Source organism: Wenyingzhuangia gilva (assembly GCF_030519655.1).
Taxonomy (GTDB): domain Bacteria; phylum Bacteroidota; class Bacteroidia; order Flavobacteriales; family Flavobacteriaceae; genus Wenyingzhuangia; species Wenyingzhuangia gilva.
Genome location: NZ_JAUMIT010000001.1, coordinates 900,270 through 919,911, shown reverse-complemented (window position 1 = coordinate 919,911; position 19,642 = coordinate 900,270). Strand labels below are relative to the sequence as shown.

16 protein-coding genes and 1 pseudogene are annotated in these 19,642 nt (G+C 31.8%); 5 read left to right on the top strand and 12 right to left on the bottom strand.

Going from position 1 to position 19,642, the window contains the following annotated elements:
* Positions 1–51: 51 nt before the first annotated feature.
* A complete protein-coding gene (locus QVZ41_RS04210) occupies positions 52–1,161 on the top strand; it encodes an endonuclease (protein WP_302883296.1) in 1,110 nt (369 codons plus the stop codon).
* 42 nt (positions 1,162–1,203) lie between these two features.
* Positions 1,204–1,938 (top strand): hypothetical protein, encoded by a 735-nt coding sequence (locus QVZ41_RS04205; RefSeq protein WP_302883295.1) that lies wholly within the window; start codon positions 1,204–1,206, stop codon positions 1,936–1,938.
* Positions 1,939–2,019: 81 nt separating this feature from the next.
* Here the strand turns inward: QVZ41_RS04205 and QVZ41_RS04200 are convergent, their stop codons facing one another.
* The 7 genes and pseudogenes from QVZ41_RS04200 to QVZ41_RS04170 form a co-directional block, all read right to left on the bottom strand.
* Positions 2,020–2,826 (bottom strand): S1/P1 nuclease, encoded by an 807-nt coding sequence (locus QVZ41_RS04200; RefSeq protein WP_302883294.1) that lies wholly within the window; start codon positions 2,824–2,826, stop codon positions 2,020–2,022.
* Positions 2,827–2,975: 149 nt separating this feature from the next.
* Positions 2,976–4,193 (bottom strand): NupC/NupG family nucleoside CNT transporter, encoded by a 1,218-nt coding sequence (locus tag QVZ41_RS04195; protein ID WP_302883293.1) that lies wholly within the window; start codon positions 4,191–4,193, stop codon positions 2,976–2,978.
* Positions 4,194–4,299: 106 nt separating this feature from the next.
* The gene (gene sufD, locus QVZ41_RS04190; RefSeq protein ID WP_302883292.1) at positions 4,300–5,604 is read right to left on the bottom strand and encodes a Fe-S cluster assembly protein SufD; all 1,305 of its coding nucleotides are present in this window, start codon (positions 5,602–5,604) and stop codon (positions 4,300–4,302) included.
* Positions 5,605–5,688: 84 nt separating this feature from the next.
* On the bottom strand, positions 5,689–6,426 hold the full coding sequence (gene sufC / locus QVZ41_RS04185) for a Fe-S cluster assembly ATPase SufC (RefSeq protein ID WP_302883291.1): 738 nt from the start codon (positions 6,424–6,426) through the stop codon (positions 5,689–5,691).
* A gap of 79 nt (positions 6,427–6,505) precedes the next feature.
* Entirely contained in the window at positions 6,506–7,951 is a 1,446-nt protein-coding gene (gene sufB / locus QVZ41_RS04180; RefSeq protein WP_302883290.1) for a Fe-S cluster assembly protein SufB, read from the bottom strand.
* A 29-nt stretch (positions 7,952–7,980) separates the two neighbouring features.
* A pseudogene (locus QVZ41_RS04175) lies at positions 7,981–8,282 on the bottom strand (four helix bundle protein).
* A gap of 85 nt (positions 8,283–8,367) precedes the next feature.
* On the bottom strand, positions 8,368–8,697 hold the full coding sequence (locus tag QVZ41_RS04170; protein WP_302883289.1) for a HesB/IscA family protein: 330 nt from the start codon (positions 8,695–8,697) through the stop codon (positions 8,368–8,370).
* A gap of 188 nt (positions 8,698–8,885) precedes the next feature.
* On the opposite strand from QVZ41_RS04170, the gene thiL reads away from it, so the two are divergent.
* The gene (thiL, locus tag QVZ41_RS04165; RefSeq protein WP_302883288.1) at positions 8,886–9,950 is read left to right on the top strand and encodes a thiamine-phosphate kinase; all 1,065 of its coding nucleotides are present in this window, start codon (positions 8,886–8,888) and stop codon (positions 9,948–9,950) included.
* Between the two features lie 374 nt (positions 9,951–10,324).
* Here the strand turns inward: thiL and QVZ41_RS04160 are convergent, their stop codons facing one another.
* The 3 genes from QVZ41_RS04160 to QVZ41_RS04150 all read right to left on the bottom strand — a co-directional run bounded on the left by QVZ41_RS04160 (position 10,325) and on the right by QVZ41_RS04150 (position 15,207).
* Positions 10,325–11,035, bottom strand: a complete 711-nt coding sequence (locus QVZ41_RS04160; protein ID WP_302883287.1) for a 3'-5' exonuclease — start codon at positions 11,033–11,035, stop codon at positions 10,325–10,327.
* 89 nt (positions 11,036–11,124) lie between these two features.
* A complete protein-coding gene (locus QVZ41_RS04155) occupies positions 11,125–12,285 on the bottom strand; it encodes a hypothetical protein (RefSeq protein WP_302883286.1) in 1,161 nt (386 codons plus the stop codon).
* A gap of 189 nt (positions 12,286–12,474) precedes the next feature.
* Positions 12,475–15,207 (bottom strand): TonB-dependent receptor, encoded by a 2,733-nt coding sequence (locus QVZ41_RS04150; protein WP_302883285.1) that lies wholly within the window; start codon positions 15,205–15,207, stop codon positions 12,475–12,477.
* A 201-nt stretch (positions 15,208–15,408) separates the two neighbouring features.
* Between QVZ41_RS04150 and QVZ41_RS04145 the strand changes: the two genes are divergently transcribed.
* A complete protein-coding gene (locus tag QVZ41_RS04145) occupies positions 15,409–16,098 on the top strand; it encodes a response regulator transcription factor (protein ID WP_302883284.1) in 690 nt (229 codons plus the stop codon).
* Positions 16,088–17,128: a sensor histidine kinase gene (locus QVZ41_RS04140; protein WP_302883283.1), complete on the top strand. Its 1,041-nt coding sequence runs from the start codon at positions 16,088–16,090 to the stop codon at positions 17,126–17,128. Before QVZ41_RS04145 ends, QVZ41_RS04140 begins: the two co-directional genes overlap by 11 nt.
* Here the strand turns inward: QVZ41_RS04140 and QVZ41_RS04135 are convergent.
* Positions 17,109–18,173 (bottom strand): glycosyltransferase, encoded by a 1,065-nt coding sequence (locus tag QVZ41_RS04135; protein WP_302883282.1) that lies wholly within the window; start codon positions 18,171–18,173, stop codon positions 17,109–17,111. The genes QVZ41_RS04140 and QVZ41_RS04135 overlap by 20 nt on opposite strands.
* Positions 18,174–18,364: 191 nt before the next feature.
* The gene (gene purD, locus QVZ41_RS04130) at positions 18,365–19,639 is read right to left on the bottom strand and encodes a phosphoribosylamine--glycine ligase (RefSeq protein WP_302883281.1); all 1,275 of its coding nucleotides are present in this window, start codon (positions 19,637–19,639) and stop codon (positions 18,365–18,367) included.
* Positions 19,640–19,642: the final 3 nt, after the last annotated feature.

Sequence of the window (19,642 nt, the reverse complement as noted above, 5' to 3'; positions counted from 1 at the left end):
ACAAAACCTCTTTCATTCTTTATGAAAGAGGTTTTTTAATCTAAAACAGAAATGAAAAATACCTTATTTATATACCTAAGCGCAATTATACTAACTGCTTGTTCTAGCAGTGACAATACTTTTATAATAAAAGATACAGAAACCCCAACAGAACCTCAGGAAATTATTGATCCTGTTGCAAATGATGACAATTTTTTTGCTGATAAAAACATCCCTTACATCTTTTCTGATATTTTAAATAACGATGAAAATGTAGAAAACGTCAGTGTAACTATAGCAGCTACAAGTAGCAACGATGCTTCAATTACTAAAAACACAGACGGAAGTTACACCTATACTCCTTCTACAGATTTTATAGGAACCGATACGTTTGAATACGAAGTATGTACCAATACTACACCACAAAAATGTAGTACCGCTACCATTATCATTACTATAGTAGAAGAAGGTGTTACAGATCTTTTTAGCAACATTCCTAGTGAGTTAAAAACTTATTACAGTAATGTAAGTTTTTCTACCAATCCAGAAACGTTAAAAAATGAGCTACAAGAAGTAACCATAGACAAACACACCAACATTATATATTACTCAAGTAGGCACAAACCTTTGTTAAAAGCCGATCAAGATCTTAACAACTCTTCTAATGTGGTTTTAATGTATACAGGAGAAAAAAGAGATAAATCTTTTAGACAAACAACAGGAGCTTCTAGCGGTAAGTTTAACACAGAACATATTTACCCTCAATCTCTATACAAAGGTGGTGTTGGTGGAGATGACAAAGATGAAATTGTAAAAGGAGATTTACATCATTTAAGATACTGTGATTCTGCAATAAACAGCAGTAGAAGTAACGACAAGTTTGTAGATGGAAATGGAGATGCTGGATCTGTAGGAAATGCCTGGTATCCTGGAGATGAGTGGAAAGGAGATGTTGCCAGAATGATATTTTACATCCACTTAAGATATGATGAAAGCATTACCAAAGTAGGAGATTTAGATACTTTTTTAGAATGGAACGAAGAAGATCCTATCTCAGCTTTTGAAATACAAAGAAACAACATTATTGCGGGTGCTCAAGGAAACAGAAATCCTTTTATAGACAACCCTTATTTAGTGACACTAATCTGGGGAGGAACTCCTGCAGAAAACAAATGGAAATAATCAACAAATAAACTTTGTAATCATTTAAATTAAAAAACAATCATGAAAAAAATTACATTAATTATTGGTCTATTAGTAAGTGCTTTGTCATTTTCACAAGAGTTACTTTTAAACGGAGGTTTTGAAAACTGGGATAATGCAACGTCTCCTACAAATTTTACAAAAGTTGAAAACATAGAACAAGAAGCTACAGAAAAACACAGCGGTTCTTTTTCTGCAAAACACACTGGAGGAACTAAAAACTTAGGACAAACAGTTAACGTTACCCCAGGAAACTATTACACTATTTCTTTATGGTACAAAACAGCTCAAGAAGGAGACGGAACAGATGCTAGAATATGGAGCTATTGGAAAAATGGAAGCACAAATTTAAATGATAACGCTGATGAATTAAGAGGACCTGCCGCTTCTATAGGTAACAATAGTGGTTACTTACTAAATGTAGAAACATGGACTAAATATGAAACTACGCTTCAAGCTCCTGCTGAAGCAGATAGTTTTTATTTTGAAGTTAGAACTTATAGTGGTGCTATTACTTACTGGGATGATCTTTCAGTATTTGATCATGGAGCAACTTTATCTGTCAAAGAAAACACCATTCCTAACTTAGTATTGGCTGCTGAAAACGGAGAAATTGTTACCAATAAAGGAACCATTACTGGAGTCTACAATGTAATGGGACAACAAGTAGCGAATGAAAATTTAAATAGCGGAATTTATGTGATAACCGTAACTGAGAATAACTTAACCTCAATTAACAAAGTATTCGTAAAGTAGTTCAAAAGGAGTATTAAACTCACAAAAAAAAGAGCCAATTTCTATATTAGAATTGGCTCTTTTTTCTTTAAGCTAATTATGTTATTTATTCTCTAAAAAAGAGGCTACCCAAGTAGAATCTTCCTTAAAAACTTCGTTTAGAACTAAAGCCAAGCGAACACCTCCTTTTTCTAATTGATTTTTAACTATAGGAAAGTTGTGATACATGTATTTATATCCTAAATATTCTTCTTTTTCTGCATCTTTATACACCTTTACGGCGAGTGCTCTAGATTCATGAGCCCAATCAACAAGTGTACCTTGATTGAATTCAGCTATTTTATCTTTTGATATAATATCAATATTCTTTGCCAATTCTGTATAACTCATTTGGTAGTGATCAATCATATCAGAATCCCAAACTCTATGAAGATTAGATTTGTCTCCAAACCATTTTACTTTCACATCATTTCCCCCTTTATCATGTTTATTACCAGCATGTAAAGGCATGTGTAAATCTCCTACAAAATGCACCAACATTCTTAAATAAAAAGACTTATCTTTTTCACTTGTTTTTTTATCTCTAATAGCCAAAATACAAGTTTTTATTCCTTGTATAATATCTCCTTCTGGATTAATATCTTCATCTCTATATTTTTTATCTCCTTCAAAATTTACATAATGCCATGGAGCAAAAGAGTCATATTTTGGATTGCTTCGAATTTCATCAGCATAAATAGAAACATAAGCCAAAGATTCTCCTTTCAATAATTTTTTGATCTCTTTAGATACTTTTTTAGAAATATGCTTACTTGCTATTTCACCTATGGTTCTATGACCTGTTTTTCCCCAATCGTTTTTAGCATAGACTGATACCGAAATGAATAAAATTAAGATGTACTTTATCATTTTTATAATATTTAAAAAGTTGAAGAACAATATTATAAAATAGACCCTCTACACTAGAGAATTTTATATTAACTTATAGATATCAAGTTGATAAATTAAAACACCTGAAAGTTAACAAAACATTAAGTTGTTTAGAAAATTAGTAACGATTACAAGATAATACCGGCAATACACGCAGTAATCCAACTAGCCAAAGCTCCACCAATCATGGCTTTAAACGCTAGTTTTGCCACTTTATTTTTTTGATTTGGAGCAATCCCCGCAATCCCTCCTATTTGAATTCCTATGGAGGCAAAATTGGCAAAACCACATAAAGCATAACTCGCTATTTGAGCGGTTCTAGTACTGATTTCATTATTATCTACCAACACACTTAAATCTTTGTAAGCGATTAACTCCGTTAATGCTATTTTTTCACCTAACAAAGTTCCAAAAGCCCCTGCTTCCTCCCAAGGCACCCCCATTAAATATGCCAACGGATGAAAAGCATAACCCAATATTTGTGACAAAGAAAGATCTACCAAACCCAACAAACCATCAATTAAAGCAACCATTCCTACAATGGCAATTAACATAGCAGCAATATTTCCCGCTAACTTTAATCCATCAATGGCTCCATCAGCAACAGCTTCTACTAAATTTTTATCGGTTTCCTCATCTTCTAAAATCACTTTTCCTTTGGTTAAAGATTTTTCTGTTTCTGGGCAAATAATTTTAGCAATCATAATAGCAGCAGGAGCACTCATTATAGAAGCCGCCATTAAATGACCTGCGATGCCAGGAATATGACTCAACATTTTTACATAAATAGCCATGACCCCACCCGCAACAGTAGCAAATCCACCCACCATAATCGTCATCAACTCAGACTTGGTCATAGATTTTACAAAGGGCTTTACCAACAATGGAGCCTCTGTTTGTCCCACAAAAATACTCCCAACCACACTAAGCGTTTCTCCTCCACTAGTACCTAAAACTTTTTGAACAAACTTAGAAATACCTTTAATAATAAATTGCATCACTCCTAAATGATACAACAAAGCCATTAATGCAGAAAAGAAAATAATGGTTGGCAGCACCCTAACTGCAAAATTTATGATTGGAGATTCTACTTGACCTGTTAAAAAAGAAGCAAATAAAAAGTCTCCCCCTTTATCGGCATAAGACAAAAGTTTGTTGATAGCCAAATCAAAAAACTTAAAAAAAGGCAGACCTACGGGAGTTTTTAAAATGATAAAAGCAAAAGCAATTTGTAACCCAAATCCTTTTAAAATAATTGCATAATCTATTTTTTTGCGATTGTTACTTAGTAAATAAGCAACAACTAACAAAACCAACACCCCAAGAACACCAATAAACCTTTCCATTAATTTTTATTTAAAAACCTGAAAGATAAGTATTTCGCAAAAAAAATAATCCCTACAAAGACATGTAGAGATTATTAAATTATTATTTTTTAGTAAAGTCTATTTTCTAGATTTCATCAAAACGAATATTTACACCTAATTTATCAGCCATTAACTGGTTGATTTTACGTTTTAAACCTGGTATTTTAACCTCTTTAATAGCATCTGAACAGAAAGCAAACATTAATAATGCTTCTGCTTCAACTTTAGGAATTCCTCTTTGTTGCATGTAAAACAACGCAGATTTATCTAACTGACCAATGGTACATCCGTGAGAACATTTTACATCATCTGCAAAAATTTCTAACTGAGGTTTAGAATTAATGGTTGCCGTATCTGAAATCAAGACAGAATCATTTTGTTGATAAGCATTAATTCTCTGTGCTGCCTGATCTACAATTACTTTACCGTTAAAAACTCCAGTTGATTTTCCTCCGTAAATTCCTTTATAAGTTTCGTTTGATTGACAATCTGGTGATTTATGAGCCACCAAAGTATGATTGTCTACCAATTGATCTCCTTCTAAAATGGTTACTCCATTTAAAATAGAATCACAACCTGGTCCATTTTGATAAAATGACAAGTTATTTCTAGTAATATTTCCTCCAAAAGAAAAAGTATATACAGAAGCAACTGTGTCTCTTTCTTGAGCTACAAAAGTAGCATCTACCAAAGAAGCATTGTTTTTATCATTCTGAATTTTATACAAATCAAAAATTGCGTTTTGACCTACAAAAACTTCGGTAACTACATTGTTAAAAGTTGCTACATCTGTAATAGATTGATGACGCTCTATGAATTTAACTTGTGCGTTTTCTCCAACAATAATTAAATTTCTTGGCTGTAACAACATTGCGGATGTTTCTCCAGAAGCCAAATAAACCAACTCTACAGGCTTTGAAACGACTTTGCTTTTAGCAACTTCAATAATAACCCCTTCGTTTGTAAAAGCAGTATTTAAATCAGTTAAACTGGTTTGTCCTTTAGCTAAGCTATTGTATTTGTTTTTAAAAATATCTTCGTAAGAAGCATCTTCAATCGCTTCTGATAATAATTTTACAGAAATCTCCTCAACAGTATCAGACAATGAAGTATTAAAAACACCATCAACAAAAATCAATTTGTATGAATCTACTCCATCCACCAAATAAGGAGCAATGGTTTCTGCTGTAACAGAGGTTGCCTTTGCAGACTCAATTCCGTATTCGTTTTTTAAGATACTTCTTAAGCTAGTGTATTTCCACTCCTCATCTTTGGTTGTTGGAAACCCCTTTTGAGAAAACGCTTCAAAAGCTTCTTTTTTATAATTTTCTACAGTTACATTTTTAGTATTAACTTTAAATGCTTCTGTTAATTTATTTTGTAAACTCATTTTGTTTAGTTTATAAAGTTGGAAAGTTAAAAGTTGGAAAGTAGTTATGCTGAATACATAACTTATTAAACTTTAAAACTCAATTTACTTCAACCAATCGTAACCTTTCGCTTCTAATTCTAAAGCCAATTCTTTACCTCCTGATTTTACTATTTTACCATCTGCTAAAACATGTACAAAATCTGGAATAATATAATCTAACAAACGCTGGTAATGCGTAATTACTACTACAGCATTGTCCTTAGATTTTAATTTGTTTACTCCGTTAGCAACAATTCTTAATGCATCAATGTCTAATCCTGAATCTGTTTCATCCAAAATAGCCAACTTAGGCTCTAACATTGCCATTTGAAAAATTTCATTACGTTTCTTTTCCCCTCCAGAAAAACCTTCGTTTAAAGAACGTGATAAGAAAGTTTTATCAATTTCTAATAACGCAGCTTTTTCTCTAATTTTTTTTAACATTTCAGCAGCAGGCATGTCTTCTAAACCTTGCGCTTTACGTTTAGCGTTGATAGCAGTTTTTATAAAGTTTGTTACTGTTACTCCTGGAATTTCAATAGGATATTGGAATGATAAAAACACTCCTTTGTGAGCTCTTTCATCTGGACTTAAATCAGATAAATCTTCTCCTTCTAAAGAGATTGTTCCTTCTGTTACTTCGTAATTTTCATTCCCAGTTACTACAGATGCAAAAGTACTTTTACCAGCACCGTTTGGTCCCATAATAGCGTGAACCTCTCCTGCTTTTACTTCAATATTTAATCCTTTTAAGATATTGTTACCTTCTACTTTTGCGTGTAAATTTTCTATTTTTAACATCTTATATTATGCTTTTAGCTGTTAGCTATTGGCTGTTAAGCCGTTTAATTCGTAATTGTTAATTCTTAACTCTTAGTGCTTACCCTACAGATCCTTCTAAACTAATTTCTAATAGTTTTTGTGCTTCTACAGCAAACTCCATTGGTAATTTGTTCAACACATCTTTACTAAATCCGTTTACAATTAATGCAATGGCTTTTTCAGTATCTATACCACGTTGGTTACAGTAAAACAATTGGTCTTCTCCAATTTTACTTGTTGTAGCCTCGTGTTCTATTTGTGCTGATTTGTTTTTAACTTCTATGTATGGGAACGTATGTGCACCACATAAATCACCCATTAATAAAGAATCACATTGTGAAAAGTTTCGAGCATTTTCCGCTTTAGAATTTACTTTTACCAATCCACGGTAACTGTTGTGAGAATGACCGGCAGAAATCCCTTTAGAAATAATAGTACTTCTAGTATTATTTCCTAAATGAATCATTTTTGTACCCGTATCTGCTTGCTGATAATTATTAGTTACGGCTATAGAATAAAATTCCCCTGTAGAATTATCTCCTTTTAAAATACAAGATGGATATTTCCAAGTAACTGCAGAACCTGTTTCTACCTGTGTCCAAGATACTTTTGCATTCTTTTCACAAACCGCTCTTTTGGTTACAAAGTTGTAAACTCCACCTTTACCTTTTGCATCACCTGGGAACCAGTTTTGCACAGTAGAATATTTAATTTCAGCATCATCTAAGGCAACCAATTCAACAACTGCTGCATGCAACTGATTTTCATCTCTACTAGGTGCTGTACATCCCTCTAAATAACTTACAAAAGAACCTTCATCGGCAACTACCAAAGTACGCTCAAACTGTCCTGTTCCACCTTCATTGATACGGAAATAGGTAGATAATTCCATTGGACATGTTACTCCTTTTGGAATGTAACAAAAAGATCCATCAGTAAAAACTGCTGAATTTAGTGCCGCATAAAAATTATCTGTTTTAGGAACTACCGATCCCATGTATTTTTTCACCAATTCTGGATGCTCTTTAATAGCTTCAGATATTGGACAAAATATAATTCCTTTTTCATTTAGGGTCTTTTTAAAAGTAGTTGCAACTGAAACTGAATCTACTACAATATCTACTGCAATGTTTTGTAATTTCTTTTGCTCATCAACAGAAATCCCTAATTTTTTATACATTTCTAACAACTCAGGATCTACATCGTCTAAGCTTTTATTAGGATCTGCTTTTTTAGGTGCTGAATAATAACTGATGTTTTGAAAATCTGGTTTTTCATAACGTACATTTGCCCATTCAGGCTCCGCCATAGCTTCCCATTTGCGGAAAGCATCTAAACGCCATTCCGTCATCCATTCTGGCTCTTCCTTTTTTAAAGAAATTGCTCTAATTACATCTTCATTCAGTCCTTTAGGAAAAGTTTCTGCATCTAAATAAGTATAAAATCCATATTCATACTCTTTAGTTTTTAATTCTTCCCTTAAGTCGTCTTCTGTGTATTTCATTTTAGTTTTAATGTTTAAAAGTAAAAAGTTTATAAAGTCGAATGTAAATATTTTAACAATCCACTAATCAACTTTGACACTTCGTTTACCTTTGTTTTTAAAATCTCAAATTCTTCTCTATTAATATATTCTAAATCATTAGCTAAATACAACTGTGACCTTACTTCTCCAGCAGAGGCTTTGGCTATATATAAAAACCTAATGAATTCTTTTGTTGTTTGTCTTTCAAACCTTCTGCTATGTTTGAAGAAATTGATATACTTGCTCTTCTTATCTGATTTCTTAATTCGTAATCTTTTGAAATCAGATTATTGTTTGTTGTCTTATATATTTCAATATTTAATTATCTTGCTTTTTGCCAAGAAATTATCTCTTCAAAAGAATTAAACTTTGCCATACTTTAAGAACTTTTAACTTTACAAACTAAAACTCTCTCCACAACCACAAGTTCTGTTGGCGTTTGGATTGTTAAAAACAAATCCAGTTCCGTTCAATCCGCCAGAATATTCTAAAGTAGTTCCAACTAAATAAAGGAAACTTTTTTTATCTACAATAATTTTAACGCCATTGTCTTCAAAAACTTTATCACCTTCTTGTTGTTCTTTATCAAACTTTAAATCGTACGATAATCCTGAACATCCTCCACTCTTAACTCCTACTCTAACAAAATCATTAGCAGCATCATAACCATCATCGGCCATTAATTCTACTACTTTTTTCTTAGCTATATCTGATACTTTTATCATAACTTAAATAGATTAAATCTAAACGTTTGCAAATTTACCATTTTTAAACTGATTTTTATCATAAGGGATATGAATAATATTTATTATACAATAGACTTCCTCAATGTAAAATGTATCTTTGCAAATTATTAGTAATTTCTTATATACTATTAGTAGTTTAAATACACAAACCTTTCAATTAAAAGCATATGTTAGAAGATAAAACGCCTCAAAAAACAGACATTGCAAGTCTAGGAGAATTTGGTTTAATTTCTCACTTAACACAATATTTTACCATTCAACAAGACTCAACCATTAAAGGTGTGGGTGATGACTGTGCTGTTTTAGATGCCAAAGGCTTAAAAACCCTAGTGACTACTGACTTGTTAGTAGAAGGAGTTCACTTTAATTTATCGTACATGCCATTAAAGCATCTAGGATACAAAGCAGTGATGGTAAATTTATCTGATGTATATGCCATGAATGCCGAGGCGAGTCAAATTACCATATCTATTGCTTTGTCTAACAGATTTCCTTTAGAAACTGTAGAAGAATTGTATAGCGGAATTCAATTGGCTTGTGAAAAATATAATGTAGATTTAATTGGAGGAGATACTACCTCATCAACCAAGGGATTGTTAATTAGCGTAACTGCTATTGGACATGCTGAGGATGAAAAAATTACATACCGTAATACTGCCAAAGAAAATGATTTGTTAGTAGTTACTGGAGATTTAGGAGCGGCTTATTTAGGTTTTCAGGTGTTAGAACGTGAAAAGCAAGTTTTTGAAGTAGACCCTAACAATCAACCAGATTTAGATGCTTACACATATTTAATTGAACGCCAATTAAAGCCAGAAGCTAGAAAAGATATTGTTAGAATTTTAAATGATTTAGAGGTGATTCCGACATCAATGATTGATATTTCTGATGGATTGTCCTCGGAAACCATTCACCTTTGTCAACAATCTAAAGTAGGATGTAATATTTATGAAGACAAACTTCCTTTAGATCCTCAAGTAATTTCTACTTGTGAAGAGTTTGATTTAAACAGTACAACCGTTGCTTTAAGTGGTGGTGAAGATTATGAATTGTTATTTACCATTGCTCAAAGTGATTTTGATAAAATTAAAGGAAATCCACATTTAACAGTGATTGGTCACATGACTGATGAAGCTAGCGGAATGAACTTAATTACCCGTGGAGCCAATCAATCTGTGCCGTTAACTGCTCAAGGATGGAATGCTTTGTTAGAAAAAAATACAGAATCGTAAACAATACCATTTTTTACATCATCAACTAAATCACTCTGCACTAGAAGTACAGAGGTTTGTTTCACTAGGGATTAAAATCCCCCTTATATATCAGAATTATAAAATTTAAAATTGACTGAAGCTCATTTATAAAAAACCTAAGGATATAACATTTTTATATCACTAAAGTACTGCAATCAAATTGCAGGGTTTTAAACCCTAATCTGAAACCAATAAACATAAAAAGTCTAAACTATACCAGTTTAGACTTTTTATGTTTTACAAGTTCTCGTCTTCGCTCGAACACCCTTGATCTCAAAACAGGTCATCGAGCGGAGACTAGATGAGATACTTTTAAATTAGAGAACTTATTCCGAGAAAAGCTTTCCTATAAATTATTTAGCCACAAAAACCACATTTTCATCTTTCACAATTTCTTCATTGTTAAAACGCAAATACACCCTAGCCAAAGCCAACACATCTTGTTCACAATAACGAACAATTCTAGGTAAGTCATCTTCTTGATAAAAAACAGTTCCTACTTGACTACCATCTATATCTCCTTTTGGACTAGGAACGCCCAATAAATGGGTGAGTAATTTTAAGGACGTGTAATGTTTATAATCACCAAACTTCCACAACTCCAAAGTATCTAAATGTGGAATTTCCCATGGTTTTTTTCCGAATAAATTTAATTTAATTGGTAAATCTAACCCGTGTACAATCATTCTACGGGCAATAAACGGAAAATCGAACTCTTTAGCGTTATGACCACACAAAACGTGTTGTGGCTTGTTAAAATGCGTTTCTAAAAGATTTTTAAAGCCCCTTAAAATTTCTTTTTCATCTTTAGAAGCAAAAGAAGTAATTCTTAATTCTTGATTGACAAAATACCCTACAGAAATACAGACAATTTTACCAAACTCTGCCCAAATTCCAGCATTATTATAAAACGCTTCTGCACTTATTTCTTCACCTCTTTTATAAGCAGTTTTATTGGCAAACAATTCTTTTTCAATATCCGGAACCTCAGAAAATTCTTTATACAAGGGAACGGTTTCAATATCTAAAAAGAGAATGTTTTCTTTTTGGGTTTTAAAATTCATAGCTTTTATTCCTAAAGTTAAAAAAGTAACGGGAATAAAAAAACCCATCTCTTTCGAGATGGGTTTTAAATATTTTTTATCTGTAAGGGTTACTTAGTGTAACCTGTCCAAGAGAATACAGAAAAATCAGCTCCTCCAGTAGTTCCAGAAGTTGCAGTAATAGTAGCTCCTGCAGAAACAGTATTTTTTACATCAGTAACATCTACTCCATTAGCTGGGTCAATAACTACAGTTATAATAGTATCGTCTGTTGCATCACTCTTAGAGTCTTGTAAATCTACAATGTCTCCAAATACCGCTTGTGCATTTCCAGATTTAACAATTGCATTTGTAATTGTAGCAGTAGCACCTCTTCTTACTTTAATAGCATCAGACATTTCTACTTCTCCACTATGCTCAATAGTTAATCCGTTTACAGTAAAGTCAGATTGTGCAATATCTGAAGGAGAGTTTCCATCTAAGTTTCCATCAGCTTCAATACCACGTGGATCAGAAGTTACAGCAGTAAAACCAGCTTCTCTAATTCCATATAAGTTTGTACAAGTTCCTGTATATCCTTGAGTAAAGTCAAACATATCATCTTTAGCGTTTACAGCTAAAATGTTCGATGCATTTACAGAACCCCCAAAAAACTCAATAGCATCATCATCACCATATAAAATAGCAATATTTGATAAAGTAGTTCCACTTCCAACTCCATTTAAAGTTAAACCATTATGCTCAGCATCTCCATCGATTCTTGCACCAGTGTACTCTAAAATTACATAATCTAAGATTCCTGAATTATCATTTTCTACATCACCTCCATAAAATAATCCAGAGTTAACCTCTGTTGCAGAGTTACTAGACTGACCTGAAGGTCTAGAAATAGGAGCTTTACCGTTAATGATTAAACCTCCCCAGTCTCCAGCTGCTGGACTAGTTGCATTAGAAGTAAAAATAATTGGGTTTGAAGCATCTCCATCAGCAACAATCTTACCTCCTTTTTCAACTAATAAATAAACGTCTGTACCACCTGCTAAAGCTTTAATAGTCGTCCCTGCTGGTATTGTTAAAGTTACCCCATCTTTAACAAATACAGCCCCAGTTAAAGTATATTCAACACTTGCATCTAAAGTTAAATTAGAAGTAATAGCTCCTGCTAATTGCCCATTTTTGTTTGAACCTCCATTATTGTCATCATCATCAGAAGTACAACTTGTAAAAGTGATAGCTGCAATAGCTAACATTGATAAAATTAATTTTTTCATCTTAATAAATTTTTGTTTTGTTTTTGTTTCAAATTTTATTGCCACAAAGTAAAGACAGAATAGCGTTAAACTAGGTTAAGAACCTATTAAGTTCTTGTTAACTATTTATTGCTTATTGTAAACTTATTGTTAAACATAGAAGCCACTGTAAATACAGTGGCTTCTATGTCTTCTTATTAATTTTTTCAATTAAAATGAGTATCCAATAGATATACTAGCATCTAAACCTCTTTTAAAATCAGAAACAACAACATCATTAGGATTTATAGCGCCATCTCTACCTAATCTAACTAACTGTACAGGTGGGTTTAAAATATTCTTTACTTTTAATTTTACAGAATAATTACCTAATTTGTATGAAGAAACAAAATCTAAACCTGTAATAGATTTTTCTACAATATTATTATATCCCTGTGTTCCTATAGAATAAACTCTATCACTGAAATAATTAAACACAACGGCAGAAGTTATCTCTCCTCCAAATAAACTACTATTTAAAGTTAAATCTGTATTTACTAATACTGGTGTAGCACCTTCTAATTCGGTAGTACTATTTGTAAAATTTGAATTTGAATTTGTATCTAAATTTACCTCAGAATATAAGTAAGAAGCATTTAAACCAAAACTTAACTTATTTTCAAAATCATCTTTACCTAAAAATGAATATAATTTCTTTTTAAATTCAAATTCAGCACCAAACAAAATAGCTTCATCACCTAAATTTGTATAACTTAAAGTACCTGCCGCACCAATTAAATCAACTCGAGAGATTGGATTTTTAATCATTTTATAAAACCCTGTTAAAGAAACAAATTCAGCATCTCCAAAATAATACTCTCCTTTTAAATCCACATTATAATTATCGGATGGTAATAAATCTGGATTACCTTGACTTGCAAAGCTGATATCTTGATACTTAAACGGTGCTATTTCTTTAAACTGAGGTAATGTATATGTTTTACTTGCTACCGCCCTAAATATTAAATCTTCAGTAGCGCTAAACTTTGTAATTAAAGAAGGTAATACGTAGTATTTACTTATTGTGGGAACACCTGTATTATCACTATTTGCAATATTTGTATTATACTCTACAGATAAATCAACCAACTCTCCTCTTAATCCGGGATTAATTGTAAAGTTTTCTGATATTTTAATTAAATATTTTGCAAACTGTCCAAACACAAATCGCTTCCCATCATAGGTAAAAGGTTTAAAAGGATCTAATCTACCTCTTCCTGTTTGAAACCCAAAACTTCCGTTATCTAGATTTTGTTGATTAAAAAAATCATCAGCATTATTTATATCTACTGAATACAAACCTTGTACATTGTGCTGAAAATCAACAGCTTCAAAATTTCTTACAGTGTATCTTGCATCAAACCCTAAATCTAATTTGCTTTTTAGACCATCTTTTTCTTTATCTAAAAACTTAAAATCAATATTAGAAGTGAAAGCAATATCATTTTCTTTTAAATTGGTATAAAACCTACTATGATATCCTGCGCTACTAGGGTTAGGACTTGTTTGACCTCCTCTTATTAAGTATCTATTAGAACGTCTATCCGGTTCATTTCCTGAAACATAATTATATGCTAGTCCTAATTTTAAATCACTTTTATCAGAAATGTAAAAATCTCCCAACAATTGATTTACCAACAACATATTGTCGTTTACTTGTTGTCTTCTTAAAAATTCTAAATCAGCAGGATCTTCAGGAGCATTTTTACCATAAGCATCAGAAACCGCCTGACTATTAGCATGAATTAATAAAGTATTATATTTTAAATTGTTTGAAGAGTTAAAATCATATTTTAAACTAGCCATTAATAATTGAGAAGCATTTCTATTATACTTATCTACTTCTTGATCTTGATTAACTCTCCCATCAGTTGTTGAATTTCTAATAACTCCTTCTTGATACCTATAATCAGATGACAGAGATGCTACGGCAAAAAAACTAAATTTATCTCCATTATCTAATTTATATTTTTTTCCTCCTGCAACAGAAATTGATTTATTTAATTGAAAGTTTTGACTGTTTGGATCAATATTATTTTTAAAATTATAAACTCCTAAATCAGTAATTTTAAAGCTATTTTCTTGAATACCTATAGTGTTTGTACCATCTATTGTTAAGAAATCAGATTTTGTTATTGTTTGGCTATTCCCTCCAACAGAAAAACCAACAGATAAATCTTTATTTCCCGATAAAATCTTAGAAGATATATCAATATTTGCTCCACCAACATCTCCAAAAATATTTGATGTAAAGGCTTTATTTATCCCTACATTCTGAATTACATCCGTTGAAAAATAATCTAAAGATATATTTTTATATTCAGGATCATCAGAAGGCAAAGGCAATCCGTTATATGTCGTTGAATTATATCTATCTCCTAACCCACGTACAAAAACATTTTTAACTCCTTGTTGTTTTGTAACACCAGCTGTTTTTACAACAGCACCCTCGGCATCACTTACTCCTTTGTTAGAAAGTTCTTCCGCTCCAATTGCAGTAACAATTTCTACAGCTTCTTTTTGCACTTCAACCAATGCCTCTTCACTTTCTTTATTTATAACAGCGGTTAATACTACAGCATCTAAAGCATCAGCTACAGAAGACATTACAATTGTAATATTTTGCGTTGCATTAGCTTTTACTGTTACTTGTTTTTTAACAGTTTCGTATCCTACAAACTCAAAAACAAGCGTGTGTACTCCTGGACTTAATTTTATAATGTAATTTCCATCAAAATCAGAGGTAGTTCCTACCGTATTATCTTTACTATCATAAATACTTACAAACGGCAAAGGTTCTAAGCCCATGTCCTTATCTTGTATTTTTCCTGAAATGGTTCCTTTTGACTGTGCAAACGTAACTACACTCATCAAAGTAAAAAATGTAACTAATAAATTTCTCATTATCAATGCTATATTTGTTAAAGCGGTGCAAAAGTCTATAAATAATACCTTAAAGAGGGCAACATATCATTACCTTTATGTTAAAATATTGTTAACAAGCACCCATGATTACGTTAAGTTCAGCTTACTGTTAAATGATTGTTAACAAACTCTTTTGTATCTTGTAAAAGATTAATTTTGCTACGATTAATAACACATATAATGGAAACAAATCAGATTAAAATACTTTTAGTAGACGATGAACCAGATATCTTAGAAATTGTTGGTTACAATCTTAAAAAAGAAGGGTATGATATTTATACTGCAGAGAACGGCTTAGAGGCTGTAAGTCAGGCAAAAAAAGTACAACCTCATTTAATTCTATTAGATGTAATGATGCCTGAAATGGATGGTGTTGAAGCTTGTGAAAAAATTAGAGAACTTCCAGATATGGGTGATGTAATTATCTCTTTTTTTACTGCTAGAGGCGAAGATTATAGTCAAGTTGCAGGGTTTGATGCCGGTGCTGACGACTACATTACAAAGCCAATTAAGCCAAAATTGTTAATCAGTAAGATTAAATCTTTATTAAGAAGAATTAAAGAAGAAGGAGGTAACAACAATACCGAATTAGGTGGAATTACTATAGATCGTGATGAATACTTAATTATTAAAGATGGTGATAAAATTGTGTTACCCAGAAAAGAATTCGAACTTTTTTCTTTATTAACTTCAAAACCAGGTAAGGTATTTAACCGAGAATCTATCATGAAAAAAGTTTGGGGTAGTGATGTAGTTGTTGGAGATAGAACTATTGATGTACACATTAGAAAACTTCGTGAAAAAATAGGGGATGATTACTTTAAAACCGTTAAAGGAGTAGGATATAAGTTCATTTTACATGAAAATTAAAAACTTCTTACTTTTTTCAATTCTCCTCTCTTTTATACTTGTTGCTTGTATCAATGCTGCCATAGTCTTTTTTATGTTCAACACATTAGAAGAGATAAATGTAAATGCACTTTTAATTTTGTCTGGAGTATTATTTGTGCTTCTAACTATTATTTTAAATAGCGGAATTAATAATTACATTAATTATAGAATTGATAAAATTTACAATCAAGTAAATACTTTAAAAAAGAGAAGAATTTCTAGAATTAATGTAAATGCTGATGAGTTTGACTTTTTAGCCAGAGACATTCTGAAGTATTCCTATAAAAAGAAAAGGGAAATCACAAAGCTAAATTACCGTGAAAATTACAGACGTGATTTTTTAGGAAATGTTGCTCACGAGTTAAAAACACCTTTGTTTACAGTACAAGGTTACTTATTAACTTTAATTGAAGGAGCTGCTGAAAACAAAGAAATTAGAGAAAAATATTTAAAAAGAGCCAATCTTGCTATTGAAAGACTGAGCGAAATTGTTGGAGACTTAGATTTAATTACCAAACTAGAAACCAATGATTTAAAACTTAAAATAGATACTTTTAACATTATAAAAGTCATTCAAAAAGTTTTTGATTTGCTAGAAATGCAAGCAAAAAAAAGAAGTATAAAACTTACGTTAGATAAGTTTTATGACATTCCGGAGTTTGTACTAGCCGATCAAAGTAAAATTGAGCAAGTTTTAATCAACCTTGTAATGAACTCCATTAAATACGGAAAAGTTGGTGGAACCACCATTGTATCGGTAGATTATGAAGACGAAGAAAAAGTAGTAATTAAGGTGACTGATAACGGTGAAGGAATTGCTGAAGCGGATGTACCAAGATTGTTTGAACGTTTTTACAGAGTAGATAAAAGTAGATCCAGAGATCAAGGAGGTTCTGGTTTAGGATTGTCTATTGTAAAACACATTATAGAAGCTCATGAGCAAACCATTGATGTAAGTAGTAGTATTGGTGTAGGCTCTACTTTTTACTTTACACTGGAGAAAGCTTAAATGCTTTTATTAAATACTTAGAAATACAATGTTGAGACGTCTTTTTAAAAGATACCTCAACATTTTTTTTGTTTAACATATCAATATTAAACTCTTTTTGAGTGCTAAAACGAGCCTTACTTTGACTATTTAAATATTTCGCCAAATACTCTTGTTCTGTTTGCCCCGGTGTAGGAATATAAAAAGCTGACTTTTCTAAAGTAATTAAATCCATAATGGTACTGTAACCAGATCTTGAGATTACTAATTCAGATTCATTTATCACTTTTTCTAAGTCATCGGATAATAAATAATCTATTACCTCAACATTGGATGAAAAAACTTTTGTAGAGACTTTTAAAGTTCCTCTTACCAACAATACTTTACCTTTAAAATATCTTAATTCCTTACACATTAAATCTTCCAAAGCATTTCTTTGTCCTTCTATTCCAGATAACAACACTAATAAATTGTATTTGATTGGAATTTCTTGTTTTTTGAATCTAGACAAAACCCCAATGTATTGAATATTTAAATTTGAGATGTTTTTAGATAAATCTCCTGAATACAAATTATTTTCTTCATCAGGAACCCAACATTCTTTGTGTTTTTTGATAAAATAATGATGAATTTTATCAATGCTTTTTGATAAAATTCCTGCTTTAATATTTAGTTGATGAGTAATATAAACAGATGGTATTTCTGAATGATAGACTCCTAACCTATTATCGGAAATGATTCCAACAATTTCCTTTTTATGATCATTGATATATTTTTTGATAACGGCTTGTTCCTTCATAATTCCATTGACAATTTTTGGAATATTTAAAAACATAGAACCAACAAAATATTGATGGTATTGAATTCCGTAAGTTGTTAATTCTAAAGTTTCTAGATCTGGAAATTCTTTTCTTAAAAATAACAAAGCATCACCATCACTTGCAATAATAGGAATATAGCCCAAAACGATAATTTCTTTTATTATTGGAATACAACGCGAAACATGACCCCAACCCCAGTTTAATGGAGCAACTATTATTTTTTTAGAAACTATTTTTTTTGACATACTTAAAAGTAATAAAAGTACTATGCTAATTAAATGTGATAGTTAAAAATATTGCATCTCGACTCCGCTCGATGACCTAAATAGTAAAGGTGTTCTAGTGTCCAGAACTCTCGGGAGAGTACCTTTAATAATCAAAAATCGCTTTGTTTACTAGTAAACAAAGCGATTTTTAATATGTTTATGATTAGAAATTATACCAAATCAAATCCAATGTCTTTTCTATAATTCATTTTATCAAAAGAAATTTTATCAATCGTTCTATACGATTTTGCCAAAGCAGAAGGAATATCCTCTCCAAATGAAGTAACAGCCAATACACGACCTCCGTTTGTAACAATGTTTCCGTCTTTTACAGTAGTCCCTGCATGATAAACAATAGATTCTTCTTCGTTTTCTGTTCCTGTGATAATGTCTCCTTTTCCATAAGCTTCAGGATATCCACCTGCAACAACTACAACAGTAGTCGCTGTTCTAGGATCTACTTCATAAGATTTTGATGCTAAAGTCTGTGTAGCCACACCTTCAAATAAATCTAATAAATCAGAAGTAATACGTGGTAAAACTGCTTCTGTTTCAGGATCTCCCATACGTACATTATACTCTATAACGTAAGGATCACCTCCAATATTCATCAATCCTATAAAGATAAATCCACGGTAATCAATACCATCTTTTTGTAAACCTTCAACGGTTGGTTTCACTACTCTATCTTCTACTTTTTTAATAAAGGCTTCATCGGCAAATGGTACTGGAGAAATTGCTCCCATACCACCAGTGTTTAAACCAGTATCTCCTTCTCCAATTCTTTTATAATCTTTGGCAGATGGCAATACTTTGTATCCTTTTCCATCTGTTAAAACAAAAACAGACAATTCAATTCCATCTAAATATTCTTCAATCACGACTTTAGAAGAAGCTGCACCAAATTTTTCGTTGGTTAGCATATCCGCCAATTCATCCTTAGCTTCTTGTAAATTATCAATAATTAACACTCCTTTACCCGCAGCCAATCCATCTGCTTTTAATACAAATGGTGGTTTTAACGTTTCTAAAAATGCTTGCCCCTCTGCAACTGTATCTTTTGTAAACGCTTCGTATTTAGCTGTAGGAACTCCATGTTTAAACATGAATTTTTTTGAAAATTCTTTAGAACCTTCTAACTCAGCACCATCCTTTTTAGGTCCAATTACCGGAATGTTTTTTAATTCATCATCGGCCAAGAAATAATCATGAACACCCGCAACCAAAGGAGCTTCTGGTCCAACAACCACCATGTTGATGTTGTTTTCTAAAACCACTTTTTTTACCGCAGGAAAATCTGTTGGATCTATTGCAATATTGTTTGATATTTTAGCAGTACCAGCATTTCCTGGGGCTATAAACAACTTAGACAATTTTTTACTTTCTACTAATTTTTTTGCAAATGCATGTTCTCTACCTCCAGAACCTAAAATAAGAATATTCATAAT

Excerpts from the sequence above, each read along its gene's own strand:
- QVZ41_RS04210 (WP_302883296.1), top strand. The coding sequence starts at position 52 with ATGAAAAATACCTTATTTATATACCTAAGCGCAATTATACTAACTGCT.
- QVZ41_RS04205 (WP_302883295.1), top strand. The coding sequence starts at position 1,204 with ATGAAAAAAATTACATTAATTATTGGTCTATTAGTAAGTGCTTTGTCA.
- QVZ41_RS04200 (WP_302883294.1), bottom strand. The coding sequence starts at position 2,826 with ATGATAAAGTACATCTTAATTTTATTCATTTCGGTATCAGTCTATGCT.
- QVZ41_RS04195 (WP_302883293.1), bottom strand. The coding sequence starts at position 4,193 with ATGGAAAGGTTTATTGGTGTTCTTGGGGTGTTGGTTTTGTTAGTTGTT.
- sufD (WP_302883292.1), bottom strand. The coding sequence starts at position 5,604 with ATGAGTTTACAAAATAAATTAACAGAAGCATTTAAAGTTAATACTAAA.
- sufC (WP_302883291.1), bottom strand. The coding sequence starts at position 6,426 with ATGTTAAAAATAGAAAATTTACACGCAAAAGTAGAAGGTAACAATATC.
- sufB (WP_302883290.1), bottom strand. The coding sequence starts at position 7,951 with ATGAAATACACAGAAGACGACTTAAGGGAAGAATTAAAAACTAAAGAG.
- QVZ41_RS04170 (WP_302883289.1), bottom strand. The coding sequence starts at position 8,697 with ATGATAAAAGTATCAGATATAGCTAAGAAAAAAGTAGTAGAATTAATG.
- thiL (WP_302883288.1), top strand. The coding sequence starts at position 8,886 with ATGTTAGAAGATAAAACGCCTCAAAAAACAGACATTGCAAGTCTAGGA.
- QVZ41_RS04160 (WP_302883287.1), bottom strand. The coding sequence starts at position 11,035 with ATGAATTTTAAAACCCAAAAAGAAAACATTCTCTTTTTAGATATTGAA.
- QVZ41_RS04155 (WP_302883286.1), bottom strand. The coding sequence starts at position 12,285 with ATGAAAAAATTAATTTTATCAATGTTAGCTATTGCAGCTATCACTTTT.
- QVZ41_RS04150 (WP_302883285.1), bottom strand. The coding sequence starts at position 15,207 with ATGAGAAATTTATTAGTTACATTTTTTACTTTGATGAGTGTAGTTACG.
- QVZ41_RS04145 (WP_302883284.1), top strand. The coding sequence starts at position 15,409 with ATGGAAACAAATCAGATTAAAATACTTTTAGTAGACGATGAACCAGAT.
- QVZ41_RS04140 (WP_302883283.1), top strand. The coding sequence starts at position 16,088 with ATGAAAATTAAAAACTTCTTACTTTTTTCAATTCTCCTCTCTTTTATA.
- QVZ41_RS04135 (WP_302883282.1), bottom strand. The coding sequence starts at position 18,173 with ATGTCAAAAAAAATAGTTTCTAAAAAAATAATAGTTGCTCCATTAAAC.
- purD (WP_302883281.1), bottom strand. The coding sequence starts at position 19,639 with ATGAATATTCTTATTTTAGGTTCTGGAGGTAGAGAACATGCATTTGCA.